Raw genomic sequence first — 24,699 nt, 5'->3', positions numbered from 1 at the left:
TCTCCCTTTAACTGATTGAACGTAACATGAAAAAAATTCGAGTGATTTGTGTTGATGACTCGGCGTTAGTACGTAGTTTGATGATGGAAATCATCAATAGCCATTCTGATATGGAGGTTGTGGCAACGGCGCCAGATCCTCTAGTGGCCAGAGAATTAATCAAACAGCACAATCCGGATGTATTGACCTTAGACGTGGAAATGCCACGTATGGATGGGCTGGACTTCCTAGAGCGCTTGATGCGGTTGCGGCCTATGCCCGTGGTGATGGTGTCTTCCTTAACTGAGCGTAACTCAGATGTCACCATCCGCGCTTTAGAGCTAGGCGCCGTGGACTTCGTAACCAAACCTAAGTTAGGTTTGCGTGACGGTTTGTTGGACTACTCCGATCTGATTGCAGACAAAATTCGTGCTGCAGCCATGTCCAAACCCCGTCAAAGTACGGTGGCGTCAAGCAGTGAACCACGTTCGCGTTTAACTCACCACTTCTCCACGACAGAAAAACTGATCTTAATTGGTGCCTCCACAGGGGGGACTGAAGCCATACGTCAGGTGCTAGAGCCTATGCCGGCAAATAGCCCTGCAATTTTGATTACGCAGCATATGCCTGCAGGGTTTACTCGCTCGTTTGTACAGCGTTTGGATAGCTTGTGCGCGGTGCAAGTGCATGAGGCCGAGCATGGGCAGCGTGTGTTGCCGGGGCATGTGTATTTGGCACCAGGTGGTATTGCCCACATGAAACTGGCGCGTTCCGGTGCGAATTATGTGATTGAGTTGGAAGACAGCGAACCTGTGAACCGACATCGTCCAGCTGTAGATGTGCTGTTTCGTTCTGCCGCTGAAGTGGCTGGGAAAAATGCTGTGGGTGTATTGCTTACTGGCATGGGCAAAGATGGTGCACAAGGATTGTTGGCCATGAAGCAAGCAGGCGCTGTGACGTTTGCCCAAGATGAGGCCACCAGTGTGGTGTTTGGTATGCCCCGTGAAGCCCTGGTGATTGGTGCGGCAGATGAGGCTGTGCCATTAGGTGAAATCAGCGCAAAGTTGCTGGCGAGTGCAGGATCTTACGGACATAGGGTTTGATTTGGCGAAAGGCCCTCGCCTGTGCTTTATTTATGATGGAGAGCTTTTGATGGCTAATAAAAATATAAAAATTCTTGTGGTAGACGACTTTCCTACGATGCGTCGCATTATCCGCAATCTGCTGAAGGATTTAGGCTACGAGAACGTGGATGAAGCAGAGGATGGCGCTATGGGCCTAGAAAAACTGCGCAATGGCAACTTTGATTTTGTCGTATCAGACTGGAATATGCCCAATCTGGATGGCTTGGAGATGCTCAAGCAAATACGAGCAGATGCCAACTTGTCTACCATGCCCGTGTTGATGGTGACAGCAGAAGCCAAAAAAGAAAATATCATCGCAGCAGCTCAGGCAGGCGCCAGTGGCTATGTTGTTAAGCCTTTTACCGCCGCTACGCTTGAGGAGAAGCTCAATAAGATTTTCGAAAAAATGGGCTAAAGCAGGAGAGTTGGGATGGATGAAGATCATAGCAGTACAACTACTGTCGAACCATTGGGGCAGATGTCTCTTGATGTAGTGCAGCGTATCGCACAGCTGATGAGGCTGGTGCGCGAGAGCATGCATGAGCTAGGGCTAGACCAGGCGGTTAAGGACGCTGCACATGCCATCCCCGATGCAAGGGATAGGCTACGTTATGTAGGGCGCATGACAGAGCAGGCCGCCAATAAAGTGCTCACCGCAGCGGAAGAAACCGGTCCGCTGCAAGAGCAACTGTCTGCAGGTTCTCAAAATCTGGGTCAGCGTTGGCAGCAATGGTTTGATGCACCCGCTGAGTTGCCCGTTGCCCGTGAGCTGGTGGATGACACTAGAGACTTCTTAGATCTAGTGGGCAGACACAGTAAATCCACTCAGGAAAACCTGATGGAAATCATCATGGCGCAAGACTTCCAAGACTTAACCGGTCAAGTGATTCAGGGCATGCTGAAAGTCATAGGCACAATAGAAACCGAATTGGTACAAGTGCTGATTGATAGTGTGCCTCCTGAAAAACGTGAAGAAACCGCCGGTTTGTTAAACGGCCCTGTCATCGACACGGCCGCAGCCGATGTGGTCACCGACCAAGACCAAGTGGATGATTTGCTATCCAGTTTGGGCTTCTAAGCATCGTATAGCTCCTCAGTTTTATATCCGGCTTTATGAATAAAGCCGGTTTATAGCCCTTGCTTAGTCCTTAGCTTGCTGCGGCTTGCCTCTACAATTTTTACGCTTGGATACGTGTGCCAGCACGATAACGGTCTGGAGTGATATGTATCCGTAATTTTGTTGGCAACGCATAGCATGGCTGAGGACAGCGATCTAGAAAAAACCGAACCGGCCTCACCCCGGCGCCTAGAGAAGGCGCGCGAGGAGGGGCAAGTTGCGCGTTCGCGTGAGCTCAGCACATTTTTAATTTTGGCCGTAGGGGCAGCCACTCTGTGGTTGTCCGGCGGTTTGCTGTACAAGGCGTTGTCTGGTGTTATGCGCAGCAGTATGTGGTTTGATGTGCGCATTTCCAGAGAAGCCACGGTCATGACGGCGAATGCAGCGACGCAAGCATTTGAAGCCCTGCTAGGGTTATTGCCTTTGTTTTTGGCACTAGTGGTCACCGCTATTGCAGGGTCTGCGTTATTGGGTGGTTTCTTGTTCTCATGGAAATCCTTAGAGCCCAAGTTTGAAAAAATGAACCCGCTGAAGGGAATCAAGCGGATGTTCTCGGCGCAAACCTTGATCGAGTTGATTAAAGCGCTGGCGAAGGCTGGCTTGATAGGCGCCGTGGCGGTGATGGTGATCTGGCATTTCAGAGATCAAATGACTGGTCTGATGCACGTGAATCACACCGAGGCGTTGGTGAAGGGTTTAGGCTTGGTGGCCTTAAGCTGTGCACTGATTATTTCTAGTTTGATCGTGATTGTATTGATCGATGCACCGTGGCAGTTGTTCAGCTTCTTTAAGAAAATGCGTATGTCTAAGCAGGATCTAAAAGAAGAACACAAAGAAAGCGAAGGTGATCCACACGTTAAAGGACGCATACGCTCGCAGCAGCGTGCGATGGCACAGCGACGCATGATGTCTGAAGTACCTACCGCTGATGTGGTTATCACCAACCCTACGCACTATGCCGTGGCGTTGCGCTACGCCGAAGGTGAGAAAGGGGCTCCGCGTGTGGTGGCAAAGGGAACGGGGCTAATTGCGCAGCGTATACGTGAGTTGGCGGCGGAACATCGTATTCCTAGATTGGAAGCGCCTCCGTTGGCACGAGCCTTGCATGGCCACGTTGAGTTGAATCACGAAATCCCTGTTGAGTTGTATGCCGTTGTTGCCGAGGTTTTGGCCTGGGTTTTCCAGTTACGTCACTGGAACCAAGGTGTAGGACTGGAACCGCAACAGCCTGTTAATTTGGAAGTACCCAAAGGTTTTGATCCTTTGGCGACTTCAGCCAATGTTTCTGCTGAATGAATAGCTTTATAACCTTACTGAAAACCAATGGTTCGGCTCATGCCAAGATGCTGGCAGGCCCGGTACTGATCCTGCTGGTGTTGGCGATGATGGTATTACCATTGCCGCCATTCTTGTTGGACTTGCTGTTCACCTTCAATATTGCGTTGGCCGTGATGATTTTATTGGTGGCGATGTTCACCAAAAAGCCGTTGGATTTTGCAGCATTCCCCTCGGTATTGCTGTTTGCGACCTTACTGCGTTTGGCGCTGAACGTGGCCTCTACCCGAGTGGTATTGCTAAATGGCCATAAAGGGCCAGATGCCGCTGGTCAGGTGATTGAGGCTTTTGGTCACTTTTTGGTGGGTGGTAACTTCGCGGTTGGTTTAATCGTTTTCATTATTTTGGTGATCATTAACTTTATTGTGATCACCAAAGGTGCGGGACGTATTGCCGAAGTTGGTGCCCGCTTTACGCTGGATGCGATGCCCGGTAAACAGATGGCGATTGATGCTGACTTAAACGCAGGGTTAATCGGTGAAGAAGAGGCGCGTCGTCGTCGTAAAGAAGTATCGCAAGAGGCTGAGTTCTATGGGGCAATGGACGGGGCCAGTAAGTTTGTGCGTGGTGATGCGGTAGCTGGTCTGCTGATCATGGTCATCAACATTATTGGTGGTCTGATCGTAGGGGTGATGCAGCACGATTTGTCCTTTGGTGAAGCAGGTCACGTATACACCTTGTTGACCATTGGTGATGGTCTGGTTGCCCAGATTCCTGCGTTGGTGATTTCCACTGCAGCGGGTGTGGTGGTGTCTCGCGTTGCTACTGACGAAGACGTGGGTCAACAGATGGTAAGCCAACTGTTCAGTAACCCTCACGTGATGTTTCTGACTGCCGGTATTTTGGGGTTGATGGGCTTAATTCCTGGTATGCCTCATTTGGCGTTCCTGACCTTTGCAGCCATTGTGGGGGCTATTGGTTGGTCTCTGTACAAGCGTCAACAACAAGTAGAGCAGGCGCAAATAGTAGGGCCTAGCGAGGCAGAAAGAGCGGCTGATGCCGCTGCCTCAGAAGCCAGTTGGGATGATGTGGCGATGGTAGACCCCCTTGGTTTAGAGGTGGGCTATAGGCTAATTTCGTTGGTGGATCACGCGCAGAATGGCGAACTTTTGCACCGCATCCGCAGTTTGCGTAAAAAGTTTGCCCAAGATGTGGGCTTTTTGCCGCCGGTGGTGCATATACGTGACAACTTAGAGTTGAAACCTAATGACTACCGTGTGCTGTTGTATGGCGTAGAAGTGGGGCGGGGCGTGGCCATGCCAGGTCAGTGGCTGGCTATAGATCCGGGCGGTGTCACCATGACGTTGTCGGGTACTCCTACTACCGACCCAGCGTTTGGCTTACCCGCTGTATGGATTGATGTATCGCTGCGCGAGCAGGCACAAATCGCTGGTTACACCGTGGTAGATGCCAGCACCGTCGTGGCAACGCATTTGAATCACTTGCTGCATCGTCATGGTGCGCAGTTGTTGGGCAGACAAGAAGTGCAGCAGTTGCTGGATCGTGTGGGCAAAGAGTTGCCACGATTGGTGGAAGATTTTGTGCCCAAAACGGTCAGCTTGGGGCTGTTCCATAAAGTGCTGCGTGGGTTGTTGGATGAAGAGGTCTCCATCCGCGATATGCGCACCATTATCGAAGTGGTGTCCGAAAACATTTCCCGTTTGCAGGCCCAGAATCAGTTGGGTGCAAACTTGGATGAAGCTGCTGAGTTGCTGGCAATGGTGCGTACAGCATTGGGTAGAGCCATTACGCAGCAGTGGTTCCCAGGTGAAGGCGAATTGCACGTCATTGGTTTGGATGCGCGTCTTGAGCGTGTCTTAACGCAGGCGTTGACCAGCAGTGGGGCGTTGGAGCCAGGTTTGGCTGAAACACTACTGGCAGAAGCGCAACGTGCCACGATGCAGCAAGAGCAGCGTGGTGATGCGGCTGTCTTGGTGGTGCCAGCCTTGCTGCGCCCATCGTTGTCTCGCTTCTTGCGTCACCATTTACCGCAGTTGGGTGTGTTGTCTAACCAAGAAATTCCAGATGAACGAGTCATGAAAGTGACTGCAGTGATAGGTAATCAGGCATGAGTGTAAGTCGTTTTTTTGGTAGTACCAGTAGGGAGGCAATGCGTCAGGTGCGTTTGGCGTTAGGGCCAGATGCTTTGATCGTATCCAATAGACGTGTCAACGGTGGTGTGGAGATCCTGGCAACAGATGCCACGGCAAGTGCCGAGCCCACACCCGTAACCATGCCTGTGCCGGAGCAGGCTCAGGGCGCAGCGACGAGCATGCCTGACAGTATGCTAGCACCCACTGCTGCACCGTATGCTGGTATCAATCAGCAGCAGCCTGCAGAGTTGATGACTGCTATTGGTGCGATGCGTGGTGCACTGGAAAATCGTATTGATGAACTGTTGTGGAGCAATCAACTACAACGAGCGCCAGAAACCTTATCGCTATTCCAAACCTTACTGGGATATGGCTTTAGTACGGCGTTGCTGCGTGCCATGTTGAAGCGTATGCCTGCGCATCTGAATGACAGAGCGGCGTTTGAGTGGGCCAGACACGAATTGGATACTCACTTGCCTGTGTTGGCCAGTGAAGAAAGATTATGGCAACCCGGCTTGGCGTTGGCGTTAGTGGGGCCTACTGGTGTAGGTAAAACCACCACCATTGCAAAGTTGGCAGCCCGCTGTGTTAAACGTTTTGGTCCAGATAAGCTGGTGCTTATCACTACCGATACGTACCGTATTGGTGCTCACGAACAGCTGAAAATTTATGCCGATATCCTGCGTGTACCTGTACACGTGGTGCAGGACTCTGCAGGATTACGTCAGTTGCTGCTGAGTATTCGTTCTGACCAGATTATTTTGATTGATAACGTAGGTATCAGCCAGCGTGATCGTTTTGTGGCCGACCAGGCTGCCTTGCTGTCTAGTGCAGGGCGTCGTATACAGCGTCTGTTGGCATTGAATGCTTCTAGCCATGGTGACACCCTAGACGAAGTAGCGAGGGTGTACAAAACTGACGGTGGTACACCATTGTCTGGCTGCATTATTACTAAGGTGGATGAAGCTAGTCGTTTAGGGCCTGCGCTGGATACGGCTATACGCTATCAGTTGCCTGTGCACTATGTGTCAGATGGTCAGAAAGTCCCAGAAAATCTACGTTTTATGACTGCCAAGCAGTTGGTGGATTTGGCATTTACTCGCACGTCTTATAACAGCAAAGCGTTGTACGCCCCTACGGCGGGTGACTTAGCTGCCTTGCTATCAGTGGCCGAGCAAAAAGAATCAGTTAGCGATGCTGATGAACAAGCGCGTAAACAGAAACTGACGGCATTGGTCATGAGTGGTGCAGGCATGCGCAAGCTAGATGTAGAGGGCTTGCGTAAGCACACATCGACTATTGAGCATTCGCTGGCATTGTCAGCCGCCTTTGATAGTTGGCGCGACTTGTCTGTGGGCCCGCAAGATAATGCCTACTTGACTGAGCAAGCAGAAGACTTGATGCGTTCTGCTTTGCATGAACTGAGTGAGTCAGCGGCGACAATGATGCTAAGCAGTTATCAGTCGGTCAATATCGCACTAGATAACGACCAAGATAAGAGCAAAGTATTGCTGACTAATCTGTGTACAGAGCGCGGTGAAGCGCTAGCTGCACCGTTGCAGCAGATAGCTGGTCCTATGGGTTGGCTAAATACGGTGGGTGAGCATGTGCTGCAAGAGCCGCAGTGGTCGGATCAATTATTGCAGGCAGTGCGGTGGGTAGAGCAGCGTCGTAACGCTACACCGATTATGCATATGTTGGAAGGTTTTACACCAGCGGTATGGCAGGCGTTAGCGGCTGAGGGTACAGCCTTTATGGCGAGCGTGCCGCTGGGTAGCCGCTTTTGGCATGAGAATGGAACTACCAGTGCTGCGGCTAGAATTAAGCAAATGCAGTTCCATGCAGTATCCGATTTATCACGTAAGCTGCAGCTACAGCAGTTAGCTGGGCAGGCCATCCCTAGCTTAACGTTGTGGGTGGCTAAAGAGCGCGTCTCTATCCGTCAGCGAGGTGTCGCTGAACTCCCCTTAGACCTTATTGCGGTACGTTTGACCGATCGCTATAGCGGTGCTGTATTGCGAGATTCCGTAGTCTTGCTGCATGCGAGCGAGTTTACCGGCCTATCAGATGCTGATGTGGCGATGTGGGCAGTGCTGCAACATGAACAGCGTCTAGTAGGACGTTTGTTAGCGCCTGCGTGGCGCGCGGTGCAAGAGGATGCTGCGCAAGAGTTGTCAGTAGCACAGCAGTTGCGTGCATCGGCGTTGTTAGCGTTAGCGGGCAGTGACGTGCGGTATTCGTCGCAACAACAAGGTTTGTATGGTCAGTTGCAGGCATTGCTGCAGCAGCGCAGTGCGTTGACTGCGCCTAAGCTGATTGAGGCAATATTGCGCTGCTTTGCATTGAAAGAAGCGCTGCAAGAGGCCTAAGTAGTTAGGCCTTAATAGCAGAGTGTTGTAGTTTGTGCGGACGGGTTTTGCCTTGGGCGGTATAAACCTGTTCCGAACGCTGCATCATGCTGGTGATGGCTTGTAAGGCTTGTTGGTTATGCTCCAGATAGGTCTGGATGATAATGCCGTTCTGATTATTTTGATGTTGAGCAGTTTCAGCCAACTCAAAGAAACGCTGCACGATAGTGGCCAATTCTGCATCGCTCTCGGCTGCAGTGACTAACCCTTCGTGCGAGTTTTCTAATCCCAATGCGCTTAACGCGCGACCACATGCTTCGTGTTGTGTTTCTAGTTCTGCCAAGAACTGGTTTTTTTTCTGCGTGAAAGCGAGCAAGTCGGAATCATCATGCGTCGTGAGCAACAGGTCGTTTTCTTGTGACAATGTCTGGTTAAACGATTCCAAGACGGTAATGGCTTGGTTCAGACAGGATTGTAGAGACTGTGTGCTCATGATGATGTAACTCGCGCTATTTCAGAAGCTCTCTGGCGCTGGCAATTAATGAGTCCGCAATGCGGCTGGTATCAATTTCCAATTTGCCAGAAGCAATGGCGTCCTTAATGGACTGGATTTTTTCAATATTCAGGTCGTGCTCGGACGATTGCAGATTTTGCAATTGTCTGGCGGTGGTGCTCAGATCAACCTGACTGGAAGAGGGGGTGTTGCTTGCCTGATAGGCATCCGTCATGGCACGTTTGTTTTGACCAACACTAAGCCGGTCAGTAGCGGGCTGTTTGCTGGAGCTGATATTAATTTTCATGGCAGTGAACGTAAAAGGTCAGAAGCTGGGTTCCAACAGTAACGGCAGTTACTGCTGTTTCTTTAATGGTGCCGTGTAGCGCTGTAAAGAATAGGATCATTTTACGTTAAAGCGGCACTTGAACCGTAGAGGAATCAAGCACTGTGCCAGTAATTACCTGCCCGGAAGCAACACGTACTTGTACTTGGCTGCCAGGCGCTGCTGTTTGTAGCGCCTGACCTTCATTGCTGATCACAAACCCGTTGCCTCTGGCAATGGTGCGTACGCTTTGGCCGCGTTGTACCGATTGCGGGTTTTGCAGCAATGTAGATTTGATGGTGCTGCCTGTGTTCACGCGCTGACCAGCCATGTAGCCCACAATCAAACTGGGGTCGGTGACCACGTTAGGAGGAAGGCGTAGCAAATCGCCTTCTCTAGTGATTAAGTCATCCAGCGAAATCAATTCGCCTTTGTTAATGGTTTTGTTGCTGACGTAATAAAAGCCTTGGATGTTCAGCGCTACTTGTACCGGTACCGTCCACGTTTCAGGGGCTAAACAAGTAACAATTACGCGCATACGTGAACGCAATGCCGCATTGCCTGGCACCGCATAGCTCAAGCTCTCACATGCGGGTTGTTGTTGCAAGCGTGGTGGTGTCACGGTGATAGTGGCAGTGCCTGCTAATGACTCTGCTTGTTCCATGAGGTAATTGCTTACGCCTTCTACGATCTCCTCTGCTGATTGCAGGGGGGAGGCGTAAAGAGATTGGCTGCCCAGCAGGGCCATGAAAACTAAAGCAGAAACGTGTCGCATGACAGCATTGTAGTCAGTGCAATCAGCAAGCAAGAACTGAACTAGCAAAGAAATACTGTCTTATTTCCTACTTTGTAGAGAAGGGCGCGCGGCTACCATTATGGCATTCGGTGGCAAATGGCTGCTGCCTGCGAGTTTCCTTCAGGGAACGCAAGACAAAGGTATACAACATGATCGACCGTATCGGTGAAGATTTCAGTTTTTACAAAACGGCATTAAGTTTGCGCCAACAGCGTCAAGAAGTATTGGCGGCCAATATTGCTAATGCCGACACGCCGCACTACAAAGCGCGGGATATAGACTTTAGTCAGGCCTTGCAGCAGGCCATGGGCAACAGCATGAACTTGCCTGCCGTTAAGTTGGATATGACTTCCACTCGCCATATTGCCGGCGCTGGCTCTACGGCACTGCAGAACGACTTGCTGTACAGACAGCCGCTGCAACCTAGCTTGGATGGCAATACGGTAGATATGGATGTAGAACGTATGGCCTTTGCTGATAACAGCATGCACTACCAAAGTTCGTTGACCATTCTGTCGCAGCGTATCAAAGGGCTGATGACTGCGTTGCAGCAATAAGGTGACTCATGAGTAATTTCAGTATTTTTCAGATTGCAGGCTCAGCATTAAATGCTCAGTCGCAGCGCATGAACGTCAGCGCCAGCAATATTGCCAACGCAGACAGTGTGGCTGGCCCAGATGGCTTGCCATATAAAGCACGCCAAGTGGTGTTTCAAGTGTCGCCATTAAGTCCACAAACAGCGGTGGGTGGTGTGAAAGTAGCGTCGGTGGTGGAAAGCAATGCGCCTGCTCGCATGCAGTATGACCCTCACCATCCCCTCGCTAACGATCAAGGTTATGTGGCCATGCCAAACGTGGATGTGGTGGCTGAAACCGTCAATATGATTTCGGCCTCGCGCTCGTATCAAGCCAACGTGGAAGTGGTTAACACCGCTAAAAACTTGATGATGCGTACGCTGAGTCTAGGTCAGTAAAAGGAAAGCAAATGACTACTGTTAATGGCACGGATGCGGCTGCTAACCCCATGAACTATGCGCGTCAGCAAAATAACAGTTTGATGGCTGAAACGCAGGACAGGTTTCTGACATTGCTGATTACGCAGATGCAAAACCAAGATCCCATGAACCCTATGGATAACGCTCAGGTCACTAGCCAGATTGCGCAAATGTCCACAGTGCAAGGTATTCAAGATTTGAATAACACCTTGTTGGCGGTGTCTGGGCAGTTGGATGTGTCTCAGTCCATGCAAGCGGCGTCGCTCATTGGAAAAGAAGTATTGGTGCCAGGTAGCAAGATCAAAGTGGGTACCAACCCCGACGATAACAGCATCAAGTCCACCACCGGTTTTGGGGTGGATATCACTGCACCTGCACAGAAAGTGGTTGTGTCTATTACTGATCAAGCGGGTCGTGTTGTGCGTCAGCTAGAGCTGGAAGACATGAAGCTGGGTATACACAGCCTAGAGTGGGATGGTCTAGACGACGCTGGAAATCCTGTTCCCGATGGTGCGTACAACACCAAGGTAGAGGCATTGGATGCTGATGGTAAAGCCGTAAAAGCTGAAATGCTGACCTCAGGCAAAGTGGGCAGCGTGTCCTATAGCACCAAAGGTTTGCTGTTGGATCTGGGTTTGGCTGGTACGTATTCGCTGTTGGATATACGCAAGATTATGTAAGGCTTCACCGTGGGTGGTGAAGAATTCAAACGAATTTAAGCGAGAGAAATCATGGGTTTTGGACAAGGTTTAAGCGGGTTAAATGCAGCGTCACAGAATTTGGACGTAATTGGTAATAACATTGCGAACTCGTCTACGGTGGGCTACAAGTCTTCCAATATTCAGTTTGCCGACGTTTACGCAAGCTCCCGTGTGGGTTTGGGTGTGAGCGTGGCAGGTGTGAACCAGCGTTTCACTATTGGTACCGTATCCATTACGGGTAACCAGTTTGATATGGCCATTGACGGCGAGAAAGGGTTATTTAGGCTGGTGGATCAAAGCGGTGCCGTGGTGTATTCGCGTAATGGTCAGTTTTCACCCGATAAAAACCTGTTTCTGACTAACTCACAAGGTCACCGTCTGACCGGCTACTTGCCTGGTTCTACTGATCCGCAGCCTATTCGTATTCCTACTGGCAACATTGCACCTAAAGCAACCAGCAACATGAGCTTGCGTGCCAACCTGGACTCCAATGCGAAGGTTGTGCCAGCAGGTACCAAAGTAGACCCTGCTAACCCAGATACCTATACCAGCTCTTTCCCTTATAACGTGTATGACTCGTTGGGTAATGCCCATCAGGTGACACAGTATTTCATTAAGCGTGACGCGGTGAATGGTGAGTCGGTATGGGATGTGCAGTACTTCATGAACGGTAAGGTACTGGGTACGCCTGATCCTAACAGCGCTGATCCAGCCAATCCAGATATCATCCCTACCACCAACACATTGACCTTCAATAAGGCTGGTGAATTGGTGTCGCCTACAGGTGCTGTGACGCTGAGTTTGACCGTGGATGGTGGTAACTCGCCGGCTGAAAACCTAGACATCAACTTGTCCTACGCTGGCTCCACGCAGCTGGGTGGCCCATTTGCCGCAACGCCAGATCAAGACGGCTACAAAATGGGTGAATACGCCAGTATGTCCATTGCGGCAGACGGCAGCATTGTTGCTAACTACACTAATGGCCAAACTCAAACTATGGGTACATTGGTCTTGGCTGATTTCTACAACATGCAAGGTTTGCAACCACTGGGCGGCAACGTGTGGTCTGAAACAGCAACCTCTGGTCAGCCTATTTTGGGCAGACCTGGCGAAAACGGTATGGCAGTAGTTCGTGGTCAGTCGGTGGAAGAGTCCAACGTAGATATGGGTCAAGAGCTGGTCAATATGATTATTGCGCAGCGTACTTACCAGGCGAACGCACAGACCATTAAAACGCAGGATCAGGTGTTGCAAACACTGATCACCATGCGCTAAGGCTGAGTCATGGATAGGATTATCTACACCGCCATGAATGGTGCTCAGCGCTTGCTAGAACAGCAATCTTCGCTGAGCAACAACTTGGCCAACATCAATACTTCAGGCTTTAGAGAGCAGTTAGCGTTGCAACGAGCAGTGCCCGTTCAGGGCGCTCCTGGTTTGCCTACACGTGTGTCTACCGTCACGGTGACACCAGGTAGTCGCATGCAAGCTGGCCCGCTAAGCGAAACCGGTAACCCACTGGATGTGGCAATTGCCGATCAAGGCTGGTTTGCTGTGCAAACGCCTGAGGGCGAAGCCTATACCCGTGCGGGTGACTTCTCTATTGATCAAGACAATATGCTGGTGAACCAACGTGGGCAATTTGTATTGTCTGCCGACGGTGCACCCATTGAGATTCCTGATCGTGCGGTACTGACTTTTTCGTCTGATGGTCAGATCACGGCATTAGGGGCTGGAGATAATCCTAGGGATATACAGGTTTTGGGTCAGCTAAAACTGGTGAATCCGGACCCACAAACCTTGCAACGTAGTGATGACGGCTTGTTCCGTACCACTACCGGCCAAGCGCAGCCTATGGATGAAAGCGTGAAAGTGGTTTCAGGCTTTGTGGAAAAAAGTAACGTCAGCGCGGCAGAAGCCATGGTGGGCATGATCAACAACGCTAGACGTTTTGAAATGCAGATGAAAGTCCTGCAAGACGCCAACACCAATGCAGAACGGGCTAATTCCATTCTGTCTATGAACGGTTAAGTCATGCACGCGTTGCATGTGAAGGAATACAAATGATTAGATCTCTTTGGATTGCCAAGACAGGTCTGGAAGCACAACAGACTGGTATGGATGTGATTTCCAACAACTTGGCTAACGTGAATACAGCAGGTTTCAAGCGTGGCCGTGCCGTCTTTGAAGACTTGATGTACCAAACCATTCGTCAGCCTGGCGCTCAAGTGGGGGCCGCCAACCAGTTGCCTACCGGTTTGCAGTTGGGTACAGGTGTGCGCACCGTATCGACTGAGCGTATTCATACGCAAGGCGACTTGCGTCACACCGGCGGCACGATGGATGTGGCAATTGAAGGTCGTGGTTTCTTGCAGGTGGAAATGCCTGACGGCACCTTTGCCTACACACGCGCTGGCACTTTGCAGATGGATCAAAACGGTCAGTTGACTACGGCAGGTGGTTATCCCATTCAGCCGCCTATCAACATCCCTGATAACGCTTTGGAAATCAGTATTGGCCGTGACGGTACGGTGTCTGTGACTCAGCCAGGTGCAGTAGGTACCAGCGTTGAAGTAGGGCAGTTGCAGTTGACGACGTTTGCTAACCCCGGTGGCCTGCAAAGCATGGGAGAGAACCTGTACGTAGAAACCGATTCTTCTGGTGCGGCCAACTTCCAGCAACCTGGTTTAGATGGTGCCGGTATTGTGCGTCAGCATTACACAGAAACCTCTAACGTGAACGTGGCTGAAGAGCTGGTCAACATGATTATTGCTCAGCGTTCTTACGAAATGAACAGTAAAGCGGTGTCCACATCGGATCAGATGTTGGCGCGTTTGACGCAACTGTAAACGGTTGATGGATAACAGCGTGGTAGTAATGAAAGTGATGATGCGTAGTCTGCTGGGGGCTCTGGTAGGAGCCGTAATGCTGATCCAAGGCTGCGCTCTGGTGCCTCCTGAGCCTGTGGTAACAGGGCCGTTGACAGCGCAACCGCCTGCACAAATTTTGCCGGAAGTGGTCGCTAATGGTTCTATTTACCAGCCTAGCGCTTACGGTAACTACCCGCTGTTTGAAGATCGTAGACCGCGTAACGTGGGCGATATTGTGACCATCGTCATACAAGAGCGTACGAACGCGGCGAAAAACGTTTCCACTAGTACCAACCGTAATTCCAGCGGTGGTTTGAATTTTGGTGTGGATCCTTCTATTTTGCCTAGCGAACTAGGGTCCAGACAAAACTTTGAAGTGGAAGGCAAAAACCAAGCCAATGGTACCGGGAGTAGCCGTGCCGACAATATGTTCTCTGGCACGTTGACGACTACCGTGATTGGCGTCTTGCCTAATGGCAATCTGCAGATTGCAGGTGAAAAACAAATCGCCATCAACCGAGGCAGCGAATACATGCGCTTTTCGGGGGTGGTAGATCCGCGCTCCATTTCGGGCAGCAATACAGTCAGTTCCACTCAAGTGGCTGATGCGCGTATTGAGTTCCGCAGCAAAGGGGTGATGGACGAGGTGCAAACCATGGGATGGTTGCAGCGCTTTTTCCTGAATATTTCTCCGTTCTGATTAATGACTATGACTATGCCTATACGAACGGTATTACGCGTATTGTTGGCTGGCGTGTTGCTGGGCTTGCAATTGCCTGCACATGCGGCTGACCGCATTAAAGATTTAGCCACTATCCAAGGGGTACGTGATAACCAGTTGATTGGTTATGGTTTGGTGGTGGGTTTGGATGGCAGTGGTGACCAAGTGCGTCAAGCACCCTTCACCCAACAGAGTTTGACGAACATGTTGTCGCAGTTAGGGGTAACTATTCCTCAAGGCAGCAACATGCAGCTGAAAAATGTGGCGGCAGTCATGGTAACAGCGCGTTTGCCGGCATTCTCGCAACCTGGGCAGTCCGTCGATGTGGTGGTGTCCTCTATGGGTAACGCCAAAAGCTTACGCGGTGGTACGTTGTTGATGACCCCACTTAAAGGTGCGAACGGCCAAGTGTATGCCTTGGCGCAAGGTAACTTGTTGGTGGGTGGTGCTGGCGCTGAGTCGGGTGGCTCTAGTGTGCAGGTAAACCAACTAAATGGTGGCATTATCCCTGGCGGCGCTATCGTGGAACGCGATGTGCCTACTACCTATATCCGTGACGGTCTGATTTCGCTAGAACTGAATAGCTCCGATTTTGGCACAGCACAAAATGTGGTAGCAGCATTGAACAGGCATTTTGGCAGCAACATTGCTACCGCACTGAATGCGCGTGTGATTCAAGTGCAAGCACCGTTAGGGCCTGAAATGCAGGCGGGGTTCTTGTCTCAAGTAGAGAATTTGCAAGTGAACTTGCCGCCAGCTAGAGCTCGTGTGGTGGTTAATGCCCGCACAGGTACGGTGGTGATGAACCGTACTGTGACTATAGATGAGGCTGCCATCGCTTATGGCAACTTGTCTATCGTGATCAGCAAGCAGTCTGAAGTCAATCAACCTAATACGCCATTTACTGAAGGCCAAACGGTGGTTACTGATCGCACTGACATAGAAATGCGATCTGACGGTGGGGCGTTGCAGCGAGTGAGTACCAGTGCCAACTTGGCCGATGTGGTACGTGCATTGAATGCGCTGGGTGCTACCCCTCAAGAATTGCTCTCCATTTTGCAAAACCTGAAGAGTGCAGGTGCCTTACGTGCCGACCTAGAGGTAATTTGATCTCATGAGTATCCATTACTATCCCCGTCCTGGTTCTGGTGCAGAACAACCTGTTTCTATGTTTGATGCCGAGCAATTGGCGCAGTTGAAACGTAATGCTCAGGACAATAAAGGCGGCACAGCAGAGCAACAGCAAATCGCTCAGCAGTTCGAGGCATTGTTTATACAGCAGTTGCTTAAGCAGGCGCGTGCTAATGCCAGTGGTAATGGATTGTTTGATAGCGAACAAGTACGCATGACACAGAACATGGGAGATGAACAGTTATCTCTGCAATTGGCGAACCCCGGTATAGGGTTGGCAGAAGCCTTGATACGCCAGATGCAGGGGGGTGAAACGGGTATGGGGCAACCTGACTCCAATGCGTGGCAGCAAGGTTTAGCCAATAGAGATCAAGGCGTGGCACGTCATGTGGATGCCCCTTCTATTAGCGCGTTAATCCGTAAGTTAAGTGCTAAAGGTAGCTTGGATCAGGTGTATTCCGCAGTGCGGGGTGCGCCCGAGCATGTGCGTAACTTTGTAGGGAAAATGCATGCTGCTGCAGAAGCGGTGGCAGAGAAAAGTGGCGTACCGATGAAGCTACTGCTTAGCCAAGCTGCGCTGGAGTCTGGCTGGGGTAAGCGTGAAATTTTGCATGAGAATGGTCAAAGTACGCATAACCTATTTGGCATTAAGGCAGGTAAGAGTTGGACAGGCAAGGTGGCACACATCATGACCACCGAATTTGAGAATGGTGAATACAAAAAAGTAAAACAACCGTTCCGTGCCTATGACTCGTACGAAGATTCGTTGGCTGACTATGCGCGTTTAATTAGTACCAGCCCACGTTATGAGTCGGTTATGCAGGCATCTACTCCTCAAGAAGCAGCACAGCGTGTGCAAGATGCCGGCTATGCCACCGATCCTAACTATGCGCAAAAGCTGATAAAGATCATGGCGTATTTTGATGCGGGAAGCCGTTAATCTCCCCTAAAGATTCGCTGCTGTAGCCCGTTAATAGTCCATTGATCGTGTTTGCGTTGCCTTGGTTGGCAGCGCTTTCTCAAAAACGGAATTTGTTATGAATTTATCCCGCCTCGGTTTGTCTGCTCTGCAAAATGCGCAGCAAAATCTTCAGATAACCGGCCATAACATCAGCAACTCAAAAGTTGAGGGTTATAACCGTCAAACGGTGTTGTCCCAAACAGCGGGCGCTCAGAACATAGGGGCGGGCTATGTGGGGCGCGGCGTGCAAGCGGTTACTGTGCAACGTGCATACGACTCTTTTGTCTGGAACCAGTTGGTGCAGTCACAAAGCGCTGGCGCGTCCTTGATCACTTACGGTAACGAGATCTCTCAGGTGAATAACCTGTTTGGCGACCGTACTGTGGGTATTAGCCCTGCTATTCAGAATTTCTTTGATGCGATGAACGCTGTGGCATCCAGCCCTAGCGATCCCGATGCTAGGCAAGAGCTGTTAGGTAGAGCACAAAGCTTGGTCACGCAATTCAATGACGCGCAAAGCTCATTGCAAGCGCAGCGCGACAACATTAATACACAAGTGCGTACTACGGTTTCACAGATTAATAGTTACGTAGAGCGTATTCACGATATGAACCAACAGATCACGGCAGCCAAAGCGGCTACACCGGATCATAGTCCTAACGACTTGTTGGATCAGCGCGAACAACTGGTGATGGAGTTGAACCAGTTGGTAGACGTGAAAGTGATTGAGCAAGACGGCGTGTTCAATTTGACCTTGAACAACGGCCAAGTATTGTTGGGCGGTAGTCAAGTGTTCCCGCTGCAAGCGCAAACGTCTAACAGCGACCCCTCTAAAGTAGTAGTGGCGTACACCGCTGCATTTGAGGATGGCGTAGGCAAAACAGTGCAGTTGCAAGATAGTAATTTCAAAGGCGGCCAATTGGGCGGTTTATTGAGATACCGCAGCGAGTCTTTGGATGCCACTCAAAACTATTTGGGTAGATTGGCGGTAGGTATTACCAGCGCTATTAATGCCGTGCATGCTGAAGGTTTTGATTTGTCGGGCAACGCAGGCGGTGATTTCTTCCGCATCGAGTTGGGCAAACCTATTCCTAGCAACAAAAGCGGTGTGTCGCCTGCTCCTGATCTGAATATCTCGTTAACCGATGCAAATAAGTTGACCGCTTCGGATTACCAGATTGAGTTCCGTAATGGCGAGTACAGCGTGAAAACGCTGCCTAATGGCCCGACCAAAGTCGTCACACCAACCGAAGCCGAAAACGGTTTTGAAATTGATGGTGTGCAGTTCAAGTTTGATGGCGCTTCGTCGGCAGTAGACGGTGATAGTTGGTTGGTGCAACCTACTCGCGATGCCGCTGCACGTATAGAGCTAGTGTTGGACGACCCAGCAAAAGTAGCAGCTGCAGGTAAAGATGCCGATGGTAACCCATTGGGTTCTGCTAATGGCGATATCGCCTTGAAATTGGCCAAGCTCCAAGAGCAGCGCACGTTGGGTAATGGCTCATTGAACTTCAACGAAGCTTATGGCCAGTTGGTGAATAAAGTAGCGGTGCAAGCGCAGCAAAATGCAACAGCGGCTAAAGCACAAGCCAACTTGATTCAACAAAATTATGCATCGCAACAACGTATTTCTGGCGTAAACGAAGACGAGGAAGTACTGAATCTGGATAAGTTCTTGCAACAGTATCGTGCAGCGTCTCGCATGATCGAGGTGAGCTCGAACATGTTTGATACTTTGCTGGGTTTGCGTAACTAACCCGCGGTCTTAACAGGAAAACACTCATGCGTATCAGTACTAATCTGTATTTTCAGACCGGCTTGAATTCCGTTAACCGTCAGCAGTCACAGTTGATGGAAATCTTCCAGCAAATTGGCAGTGGGAAGCGCTCCTTGTCACCAGCGGATGACCCATTGGCTGCGGCACAAAGTATTACCTTGGCTCAGGCACAAAGCATGAATAAACGCTTTGCAGAAAACCGCCATGTGGCTACTCGCATGCTGAGCGAAGAAGAAAATATTCTGAACTCCTTAACCTCACAGGTACGTGATGTTAAAACGCGTTTGGTGGAAGTAGGTAACGGCACCTTGTCTGATGCCGACCGCTCCACACTGGCAAACGTGTTGCGCGATAGTATGGAATCGTTGCTGGGCTTGGCAAACAGCAAAGATGCTGCAGGCCAATACCTGTTTTCGGGTAGCCAAGGTAACGTAGCACCGTATGTGTATGACGGTACTTCTGTTACCTATCACGGTGACGAAGTAGAGCGTTTGGTACAAGTAGATCAAACCCGCCAGTTACCGACTAGCAACCATGGTGTAGACGTTTTTTCTCGCGTAACGCCTGGTGCAAACTCTTTTATTACTGGTGCTGCGTCTGGCAACAATGGTACTGGGGTTATTGCTCAACCAAGCATTGTGAATCCTAAAGCCGCTCAAAATATGGTGAGCTTTGAAGTGCGATTCACGGATAGTGATACCTATGAAGTAGAGGCCAACTACCTTGAGGCCGATGGTTCTATTACAACGGTGGTGTCTGATCCGCAGGCGTATACCGTTAATGAAAAAGGCGAAACCATCATCAATCTGCCTGCTGGCAACGATGATTCTGGTATCAGCATTTTCTTTGCAGGTAAGCCTGCTGCAGGCGATAGCTTTAGCGTAGAACGTGCTACGGCTACGGCGCGCGGTGATTACGACAAAACGGATGTAAACCTGTTCAACACATTGAGCGACCTGATTAATGTGTTAGAGCAACCCTCATCGGGTGATCCAGTGGCTCAGGCAGCCCTGCGTAACCAGCTAAATGGTGCTATGCAGCGTTTGGACATCAACTACGACAACATTCTGACGGTACGAGCCTCGGTGGGCGGACGCATGAATGAGATCGCTGCATTGAATGACAACGGTACGTTACAAGCCTTGCACTTGAGCAAAGAGCTGATTCGTATTGAAGATCTGGATTACTACACAGCGTCTTCGCAGTTAGAACAACGTAGTGCGGCGTTGGAGGCCTCTGTGTTGGCATTCAAGAAAATCCAAGCTGCAAGTTTGCTGGCAATGAGAGCAGGTTAACCGATCATTTTCGTCAGAGTTTTGGTTCGTAGTGGGCAGTTGACTATCTAAACTGGGTAAAGCAGATGTTATTCAAAAATATTAAAATCAAAACGGGTGCTACCGTTTTGCTGGCAGGGTTGTTCTTGTCGGCATTGCTGATTGCCGTACTGGGGCTGTATTTTCATGCACAAAGTCTGGCTGCTTTACAGCAGTTGGCAAGTGGTAGCGTGAATGCATCGGCCTTGAAAACACATTTGCTGCAAGCGGAAAGCTTGTACCAGGTTAGTTTGTACTGGTCTATTGGCTTTGGCGTGTTAACCGTCATTTTGGCTATCTTGATGTACCAGTACTTATCAGTGCGTGTGGTACGTCCTTTGCACCAAGTTATGCAGCATTTTGAAAGCATGGCTGCTGGCGATTTAAGCCAACGCGTAGTGGTGAAAACAGATAACGAAATGGGCAGCATGTTCTCGGCCCTGCGCAGATTGCAAGATGCGTTGATTCGCATGGTTAGCGCGGTGCGCAACGGTATGGATGAGATCAGTGCTGGTTCTATAGATATTGCCGATGGCAACCGTAACTTGAGTGATCGTACTAGTGACCAAGCCGCCGCTTTGCAACAAACGGCTGCCAGTATGGGGCAACTAGCAGGTACTGTACGTCAGAATGCTGATAACGCTCATCAAGCAAACCAACTGGCTGCTACAGCATCTGACGTAGCGCAACGTGGTGGTAAAGCGGTAGGTGAAGTGGTTGCCACGATGCAAGGCATTTCAGCTAGTTCCAGCAAAATTGCCGATATTGTGGGTGTGATTGATAGCATAGCTTTCCAAACGAACATCTTGGCGTTGAATGCGGCGGTGGAGGCAGCGCGTGCTGGTGAGCAAGGTAGAGGTTTTGCGGTAGTGGCTTCTGAGGTGCGCGCGTTGGCTCAACGTAGTGCGCAGGCTGCTCGTGAAATTACTGCATTGATTGATGACTCCGTCTCCAAAGTAAGCGAAGGCTCAGGTCAGGTAGAACGCGCTGGCGCTACCATGCAGGAAATCGTAGATTCCGTGAAACGCGTGACTGACATCATGGGTGAAATTACGGCAGCGACAATCGAACAGTCGTCAGGTATTGATCAGATCAACCGTGCTGTAGGTCAAATGGATGAGGCCACACAATACAACTCACGCTTGGTAGAGCAAACAGCCAGAGCGGCTACCACCTTGAATGCAGAACTCAAGCATGTACAAGATGCCGTGACCAGCTTCAGATTGCCTGAGTCCGAAGTCATTGATATTGCGGCTCGCCAAGTACGTGCAAAGCAGGCTAGAAAGGTACAGACCAATACCGAACACCGTTCTGCAGCAACAACTGGTACTGCAGGTAAACAGCTAACTTCTGCTCGTACAGCTAGCAGTGCAGCGGCAGCACACAGCAGTGCTACCTCTAGCTTGCCTAAGAAAAGTAGCAGTGCCGCCGTTAACGATATGACATTGTTGCGTCCTGATTTAAGCGGTAGCAAGAAAGCGCAAAACAGTGATGATGACTGGGTGGAGTTCTAAAACGTGAAATCGTTGTGGCGTGCATCTTTAGTGGCGTTAACGCTGATGCTGGCAGCTTGTTACAGCACAGGTAATGCGTATAACAGTAATACAGCATGGTTAGAGCCTGGCGTTACCACGGTAGCTGATGCACGTTTGGGGTTAGGGGCTGCGCCGGTGACGGTGTACCCTCAACCTGATGGTGGTTCTATACAAGTCTGGCATTCTAGCCGTGCGTTGGTACCTGATGCGATTTATATGGAACGTGACTTATGGTTAGAGTTCGGCCCAGATCAGGTATTACGCCAGATATTGCGCCGTTCAACCAGCTAGTAAACTCGTCATACACACAGCAAAAAGCACGCAGAATAGGCGTGCTTTTTTTATTGGGTCTACTGTGCTTCTACGACTTTAGGTTCATCGTGGAAAAAGAGCTTTTATGCTAGGGTAAGAGTAGGTGGATAGCCCATGACTTCCACGTTTACTCCCTAGGCAGATTACGCTATGTGTTCTCTCTTTGTATCCAAGCCCTCTGCTGTATTGACCACTGGCCAAGAGGCCGTGCGCCAAGGGCTGCAATCGCTTATACAGCTTTTCAAGCAGTATCCCCCCTTTAGTAATTTGTCAGCAGAGGAAATGCTGCAGTTGTTAAAGCGTGGGCAGTTGGTGTTTTATGCGAAAGGCGATGTAATTGCATCGCCTGCACAAGGTACGTGTGAGCAGTTGTGGATAGTGCGTCAGGGGATGGTACGTATCGCCAGTGTGGAGCATGATGCTGCCGGGCAATGCTTAGAAAAACAGGTGATAGGGATGCTAGGGGTGGCAGACTGCTTTCCTCTGGGGGCGCTGATGGGGGAAAGGCCTACTAGCCGTTTGTATGTGGCAGCAGAAGATGTGTTCTGTGTGCAGGTAGATAAAACCGATTTTCTGCATGTGCTGCACCAGTCTGAAAGCTTGCGTCATTTTGTGTTTAAAGGGGTGAGCAGCTTATTTGGGCAACTGTATGAGCAAACGCGTACCAGTGCTTACGAGCGTAATGCGGTAGGAGCAAACCTTAATGCACCACTCGATACACTACTATCCCGCGAACCCATTACCTGTACTCCCGAACTGCCACTACGAGAAGTAGTGCGACACATGCATGAGCAGGGTATCAGCAGCATTGTGGTCATGGAAGATGAGCATCCTGCAGGTATTTTTACCTTACGTGATTTGCGTAGAATCGTAGCGCAAGGAGGCAACTTAGAGCAGCCTGTATCGCAGGTGATGAGTGCTCAACTGATTGCGTTGGGTCTGGATGCTACGGTGTTTGATGTGGCGCTGCTGATGGCCAAACACCGTATAGGCCACGTATGCATCATCGAGAACGGCCGATTGTACGGTGTGGTGTCGGAGCGTGATGTATTTGCGTTGCAGCGGGTGGATTTGGTCAGCGTATCGCGCAGGCTCTATCATGCAGCAACGGTAGATGAGCTAGCGGCTGTTTATCGCAGCGTGCAGCCTGTGCTGACGACGATGCAAGCCCATGGCGCCGATGCTATACAACTAATGGAGCTTATTAGCGGACTACGCGATCACTGCATTAGCAGGGCGATTGCGCTGTGTTTACCAGACCATCCTGCTGTTGATTTTTCGTTTGATTGGGTAGTGTTTGGTGCGGGTGCTAGAGGGGAGCAGTGGCTATTTAGCAAGCAGCAAAGTGGCATCGTATTTGAGGCAGAGAATACCGCGCAGGGTGTAGAAAGGCAGAAAAAACTGTTGCCATTAGCAGCGCAGGTGATAGAGGTATTACAACTGTGCGGCATGCAATTATGCCAAAGCGAGAAACTGGCTAGCTCTCCAGAATATTGTCAGTCTGTGCAAGGATGGCAGCAACACATGACAACATGGCTAGAGTCGGGGTCTGCCAGAGACTTATCCAAGCAGCAATCGTTGTTGGATCAGCGCTGTGTGTGGGGCAGTGGTTTGGCTTGGGAGCAATGGCATAGCCAGTGGTTGCAACGATTGCAAGAGCATGGTGATGCGCTACGACGATTGAAGAAAACGGTGTTGCGCTATAGATTGCCCTCGGCCGAGCAGTTACAGCAGTTTCTGGAAAGTAAGCAGTTTGTGGTGGCAGACCAAGATTTTCGTAAACAAGGTTTACGCGTACTCACACAAGCAGTACGTGTGCTAGCGCTAGAGCACGGCTGTAATGATACGAACACCTTAAAACGGCTTAGTTGTTTGGTGCAGCATCAGCTGATACCGCTAGCATCGGCACATGCATTGCGTCAGGCCTTTAATTATTTGCATCTACTCAAGCATCAGCAAGAACTGAAAAACGAATTGGAGCAAGATGAGTCCACTAAGCTCACACCTTTAGAAAAGCGACTGTTCCGTGAAGCATTGCGGCAGATTATGCCTTTGCGTGAAGCACTAGAACAATGACTACTACACGCGTCAAAAAGTTCTTACAGCGGTATTTGAAAAAGGCAGAAGTAAGGCCAGATGTTGCGTTGCCGTGGCTAAGCCCGTGGGAGCGGCCTTTGCTAGGCACACGATATTTTGTATTGGACCTAGAGTCTGATGGTTTGCAGCGCAAAAATAATCGTATTTTGTCGGTAGGGGCTATAGCGGTAGTAGAGCAATCGTTGTGCTACGGCGAGGCTTTCTATCATGTACTGCAACATACAGGTACGTTGCAGGCAGATGCAATGTTAATTCATGGGTTGTCGCCTAGTGCGCTACAGCAGGGTGATAACACAGCAGAAGTATTGCAGGCGCTCTGTGAGCATGGGCAGCAGAGCGTATGGGTGGGTTTTCATGCGGGGTTTGATGCCTTGTTATTGCAGCAGGCCTTTGAGTCTGCGCTGAAGTGGCCCTATGAGCCGCAGAGCCTGAATGTGGCAGAGTATTTGCCTGCGCTATTTCCGGATAAAGCCAGTACACAGCATAGTCTGGATGACTGGGTGGAGCACTTTGCGTTGCAAGGCATAGAGCGTCATAACGCATTGGGTGATGCCATGGTCACTGCGGAGCTACTGCTGATTGCTTTGCGTAAAGCGTCTCAACTAGGGTTAACGACATGGGGTGAGGTGCGACAGCTACGCCAGCAACAGCAGAAGAAGCGTGGCTATTAATGAATG

Annotated in this window: 24 protein-coding genes; 21 read left to right on the top strand and 3 right to left on the bottom strand. The window is 50.3% G+C overall.

Annotated elements, in window-relative coordinates; all coding sequences use genetic code 11:
- Positions 1 to 26: 26 nt before the first annotated feature.
- The 6 genes from ACLO87_RS10805 (at position 27) to flhF (ending at position 8,017) form a co-directional block, all read left to right on the top strand.
- Positions 27 to 1,082, top strand: coding sequence for a protein-glutamate methylesterase/protein-glutamine glutaminase (locus tag ACLO87_RS10805; RefSeq protein ID WP_135862101.1), 1,056 nt, complete (start codon positions 27 to 29; stop codon positions 1,080 to 1,082).
- 49 nt (positions 1,083 to 1,131) lie between these two features.
- Positions 1,132 to 1,518: a chemotaxis response regulator CheY gene (gene cheY / locus ACLO87_RS10800; RefSeq protein WP_135862099.1), complete on the top strand. Its 387-nt coding sequence runs from the start codon at positions 1,132 to 1,134 to the stop codon at positions 1,516 to 1,518.
- Between the two features lie 15 nt (positions 1,519 to 1,533).
- Positions 1,534 to 2,181: a protein phosphatase CheZ gene (gene cheZ, locus ACLO87_RS10795; RefSeq protein WP_135862097.1), complete on the top strand. Its 648-nt coding sequence runs from the start codon at positions 1,534 to 1,536 to the stop codon at positions 2,179 to 2,181.
- Between the two features lie 177 nt (positions 2,182 to 2,358).
- Positions 2,359 to 3,516: a flagellar biosynthesis protein FlhB gene (gene flhB / locus ACLO87_RS10790; protein ID WP_430223662.1), complete on the top strand. Its 1,158-nt coding sequence runs from the start codon at positions 2,359 to 2,361 to the stop codon at positions 3,514 to 3,516.
- Complete coding sequence (gene flhA, locus ACLO87_RS10785) at positions 3,513 to 5,627, top strand: flagellar biosynthesis protein FlhA (protein ID WP_135862093.1); 2,115 nt, start codon at positions 3,513 to 3,515, stop codon at positions 5,625 to 5,627. The genes flhB and flhA overlap by 4 nt, the downstream gene beginning before the upstream one ends.
- The gene (flhF, locus tag ACLO87_RS10780; protein ID WP_430223661.1) at positions 5,624 to 8,017 is read left to right on the top strand and encodes a flagellar biosynthesis protein FlhF; all 2,394 of its coding nucleotides are present in this window, start codon (positions 5,624 to 5,626) and stop codon (positions 8,015 to 8,017) included. The genes flhA and flhF overlap by 4 nt, the downstream gene beginning before the upstream one ends.
- A gap of 4 nt (positions 8,018 to 8,021) precedes the next feature.
- Here flhF and ACLO87_RS10775 read toward each other — a convergent pair whose 3' ends face one another.
- The 3 genes from ACLO87_RS10775 to flgA all read right to left on the bottom strand — a co-directional run bounded on the left by ACLO87_RS10775 (position 8,022) and on the right by flgA (position 9,589).
- Positions 8,022 to 8,489, bottom strand: a complete 468-nt coding sequence (locus ACLO87_RS10775) for a flagella synthesis protein FlgN (RefSeq protein WP_430223660.1) — start codon at positions 8,487 to 8,489, stop codon at positions 8,022 to 8,024.
- A 16-nt stretch (positions 8,490 to 8,505) separates the two neighbouring features.
- On the bottom strand, positions 8,506 to 8,796 hold the full coding sequence (gene flgM, locus ACLO87_RS10770) for a flagellar biosynthesis anti-sigma factor FlgM (protein WP_430223659.1): 291 nt from the start codon (positions 8,794 to 8,796) through the stop codon (positions 8,506 to 8,508).
- Between the two features lie 106 nt (positions 8,797 to 8,902).
- Entirely contained in the window at positions 8,903 to 9,589 is a 687-nt protein-coding gene (gene flgA, locus ACLO87_RS10765) for a flagellar basal body P-ring formation chaperone FlgA (protein ID WP_135862087.1), read from the bottom strand.
- 170 nt (positions 9,590 to 9,759) lie between these two features.
- Here flgA and flgB point away from each other — a divergent pair, with 170 nt between their 5' ends.
- From flgB to ACLO87_RS10690, 15 genes are all read left to right on the top strand, one after another.
- On the top strand, positions 9,760 to 10,167 hold the full coding sequence (gene flgB, locus ACLO87_RS10760) for a flagellar basal body rod protein FlgB (RefSeq protein WP_135862085.1): 408 nt from the start codon (positions 9,760 to 9,762) through the stop codon (positions 10,165 to 10,167).
- 8 nt (positions 10,168 to 10,175) lie between these two features.
- Positions 10,176 to 10,583 carry a flagellar basal body rod protein FlgC gene (gene flgC, locus ACLO87_RS10755; RefSeq protein ID WP_430219336.1) on the top strand — a complete coding sequence of 136 codons (408 nt, stop codon included), beginning with the start codon at positions 10,176 to 10,178 and terminating at the stop codon, positions 10,581 to 10,583.
- Between the two features lie 11 nt (positions 10,584 to 10,594).
- Positions 10,595 to 11,284 (top strand): flagellar hook capping FlgD N-terminal domain-containing protein, encoded by a 690-nt coding sequence (locus ACLO87_RS10750; RefSeq protein ID WP_135862081.1) that lies wholly within the window; start codon positions 10,595 to 10,597, stop codon positions 11,282 to 11,284.
- Between the two features lie 51 nt (positions 11,285 to 11,335).
- Positions 11,336 to 12,580 (top strand): flagellar hook protein FlgE, encoded by a 1,245-nt coding sequence (gene flgE / locus ACLO87_RS10745; RefSeq protein ID WP_135862079.1) that lies wholly within the window; start codon positions 11,336 to 11,338, stop codon positions 12,578 to 12,580.
- Between the two features lie 9 nt (positions 12,581 to 12,589).
- Positions 12,590 to 13,336: a flagellar basal-body rod protein FlgF gene (gene flgF / locus ACLO87_RS10740; protein ID WP_135862077.1), complete on the top strand. Its 747-nt coding sequence runs from the start codon at positions 12,590 to 12,592 to the stop codon at positions 13,334 to 13,336.
- Between the two features lie 32 nt (positions 13,337 to 13,368).
- Positions 13,369 to 14,154, top strand: coding sequence for a flagellar basal-body rod protein FlgG (gene flgG / locus ACLO87_RS10735; RefSeq protein ID WP_135862075.1), 786 nt, complete (start codon positions 13,369 to 13,371; stop codon positions 14,152 to 14,154).
- Positions 14,155 to 14,191: 37 nt separating this feature from the next.
- The gene (locus ACLO87_RS10730) at positions 14,192 to 14,875 is read left to right on the top strand and encodes a flagellar basal body L-ring protein FlgH (protein ID WP_135862109.1); all 684 of its coding nucleotides are present in this window, start codon (positions 14,192 to 14,194) and stop codon (positions 14,873 to 14,875) included.
- A 9-nt stretch (positions 14,876 to 14,884) separates the two neighbouring features.
- Positions 14,885 to 16,006, top strand: a complete 1,122-nt coding sequence (locus tag ACLO87_RS10725) for a flagellar basal body P-ring protein FlgI (RefSeq protein WP_430223658.1) — start codon at positions 14,885 to 14,887, stop codon at positions 16,004 to 16,006.
- A 4-nt stretch (positions 16,007 to 16,010) separates the two neighbouring features.
- A complete protein-coding gene (gene flgJ, locus ACLO87_RS10720) occupies positions 16,011 to 16,967 on the top strand; it encodes a flagellar assembly peptidoglycan hydrolase FlgJ (protein ID WP_430223657.1) in 957 nt (318 codons plus the stop codon).
- A 97-nt stretch (positions 16,968 to 17,064) separates the two neighbouring features.
- Positions 17,065 to 18,744 carry a flagellar hook-associated protein FlgK gene (gene flgK / locus ACLO87_RS10715; protein WP_135862069.1) on the top strand — a complete coding sequence of 560 codons (1,680 nt, stop codon included), beginning with the start codon at positions 17,065 to 17,067 and terminating at the stop codon, positions 18,742 to 18,744.
- A gap of 26 nt (positions 18,745 to 18,770) precedes the next feature.
- Positions 18,771 to 20,060, top strand: a complete 1,290-nt coding sequence (flgL, locus tag ACLO87_RS10710; protein WP_135862067.1) for a flagellar hook-associated protein FlgL — start codon at positions 18,771 to 18,773, stop codon at positions 20,058 to 20,060.
- 65 nt (positions 20,061 to 20,125) lie between these two features.
- Positions 20,126 to 21,592, top strand: a complete 1,467-nt coding sequence (locus tag ACLO87_RS10705) for a methyl-accepting chemotaxis protein (protein ID WP_430223656.1) — start codon at positions 20,126 to 20,128, stop codon at positions 21,590 to 21,592.
- A 3-nt stretch (positions 21,593 to 21,595) separates the two neighbouring features.
- Positions 21,596 to 21,904 carry a hypothetical protein gene (locus ACLO87_RS10700; RefSeq protein ID WP_135862063.1) on the top strand — a complete coding sequence of 103 codons (309 nt, stop codon included), beginning with the start codon at positions 21,596 to 21,598 and terminating at the stop codon, positions 21,902 to 21,904.
- 171 nt (positions 21,905 to 22,075) lie between these two features.
- Positions 22,076 to 24,001 (top strand): DUF294 nucleotidyltransferase-like domain-containing protein, encoded by a 1,926-nt coding sequence (locus ACLO87_RS10695; RefSeq protein ID WP_430223655.1) that lies wholly within the window; start codon positions 22,076 to 22,078, stop codon positions 23,999 to 24,001.
- Positions 23,998 to 24,693: a 3'-5' exonuclease gene (locus ACLO87_RS10690; protein ID WP_430223654.1), complete on the top strand. Its 696-nt coding sequence runs from the start codon at positions 23,998 to 24,000 to the stop codon at positions 24,691 to 24,693. The genes ACLO87_RS10695 and ACLO87_RS10690 overlap by 4 nt, the downstream gene beginning before the upstream one ends.
- Positions 24,694 to 24,699 lie beyond the last annotated feature (6 nt).

Origin of the sequence: Paenalcaligenes sp. Me52 (genome assembly GCF_050487965.1) — a bacterium.
In the GTDB taxonomy this organism is placed as follows: Bacteria; Pseudomonadota; Gammaproteobacteria; order Burkholderiales; family Burkholderiaceae_B; genus Paenalcaligenes.
Note: the sequence above shows the minus strand (reverse complement) of the source record. Positions and strands in the feature narration are given on the sequence as shown.

Bases quoted from the DNA above. Each gene is read 5' to 3' on its own strand.
- flgB (WP_135862085.1), top strand. From the start codon at position 9,760: ATGATCGACCGTATCGGTGAAGATTTCAGTTTTTACAAAACGGCATTA.
- flhB (WP_430223662.1), top strand. From the start codon at position 2,359: ATGGCTGAGGACAGCGATCTAGAAAAAACCGAACCGGCCTCACCCCGG.
- flgM (WP_430223659.1), bottom strand. From the start codon at position 8,796: ATGAAAATTAATATCAGCTCCAGCAAACAGCCCGCTACTGACCGGCTT.
- ACLO87_RS10750 (WP_135862081.1), top strand. From the start codon at position 10,595: ATGACTACTGTTAATGGCACGGATGCGGCTGCTAACCCCATGAACTAT.
- flgG (WP_135862075.1), top strand. From the start codon at position 13,369: ATGATTAGATCTCTTTGGATTGCCAAGACAGGTCTGGAAGCACAACAG.
- ACLO87_RS10725 (WP_430223658.1), top strand. From the start codon at position 14,885: ATGACTATGCCTATACGAACGGTATTACGCGTATTGTTGGCTGGCGTG.
- flgF (WP_135862077.1), top strand. From the start codon at position 12,590: ATGGATAGGATTATCTACACCGCCATGAATGGTGCTCAGCGCTTGCTA.
- flhA (WP_135862093.1), top strand. From the start codon at position 3,513: ATGAATAGCTTTATAACCTTACTGAAAACCAATGGTTCGGCTCATGCC.
- flgJ (WP_430223657.1), top strand. From the start codon at position 16,011: ATGAGTATCCATTACTATCCCCGTCCTGGTTCTGGTGCAGAACAACCT.
- ACLO87_RS10690 (WP_430223654.1), top strand. From the start codon at position 23,998: ATGACTACTACACGCGTCAAAAAGTTCTTACAGCGGTATTTGAAAAAG.
- cheZ (WP_135862097.1), top strand. From the start codon at position 1,534: ATGGATGAAGATCATAGCAGTACAACTACTGTCGAACCATTGGGGCAG.
- ACLO87_RS10705 (WP_430223656.1), top strand. From the start codon at position 20,126: ATGTTATTCAAAAATATTAAAATCAAAACGGGTGCTACCGTTTTGCTG.
- flhF (WP_430223661.1), top strand. From the start codon at position 5,624: ATGAGTGTAAGTCGTTTTTTTGGTAGTACCAGTAGGGAGGCAATGCGT.
- flgA (WP_135862087.1), bottom strand. From the start codon at position 9,589: ATGCGACACGTTTCTGCTTTAGTTTTCATGGCCCTGCTGGGCAGCCAA.
- cheY (WP_135862099.1), top strand. From the start codon at position 1,132: ATGGCTAATAAAAATATAAAAATTCTTGTGGTAGACGACTTTCCTACG.
- ACLO87_RS10805 (WP_135862101.1), top strand. From the start codon at position 27: ATGAAAAAAATTCGAGTGATTTGTGTTGATGACTCGGCGTTAGTACGT.
- ACLO87_RS10695 (WP_430223655.1), top strand. From the start codon at position 22,076: ATGTGTTCTCTCTTTGTATCCAAGCCCTCTGCTGTATTGACCACTGGC.
- flgC (WP_430219336.1), top strand. From the start codon at position 10,176: ATGAGTAATTTCAGTATTTTTCAGATTGCAGGCTCAGCATTAAATGCT.
- flgE (WP_135862079.1), top strand. From the start codon at position 11,336: ATGGGTTTTGGACAAGGTTTAAGCGGGTTAAATGCAGCGTCACAGAAT.
- flgL (WP_135862067.1), top strand. From the start codon at position 18,771: ATGCGTATCAGTACTAATCTGTATTTTCAGACCGGCTTGAATTCCGTT.
- ACLO87_RS10775 (WP_430223660.1), bottom strand. From the start codon at position 8,489: ATGAGCACACAGTCTCTACAATCCTGTCTGAACCAAGCCATTACCGTC.
- ACLO87_RS10730 (WP_135862109.1), top strand. From the start codon at position 14,192: ATGATGCGTAGTCTGCTGGGGGCTCTGGTAGGAGCCGTAATGCTGATC.
- flgK (WP_135862069.1), top strand. From the start codon at position 17,065: ATGAATTTATCCCGCCTCGGTTTGTCTGCTCTGCAAAATGCGCAGCAA.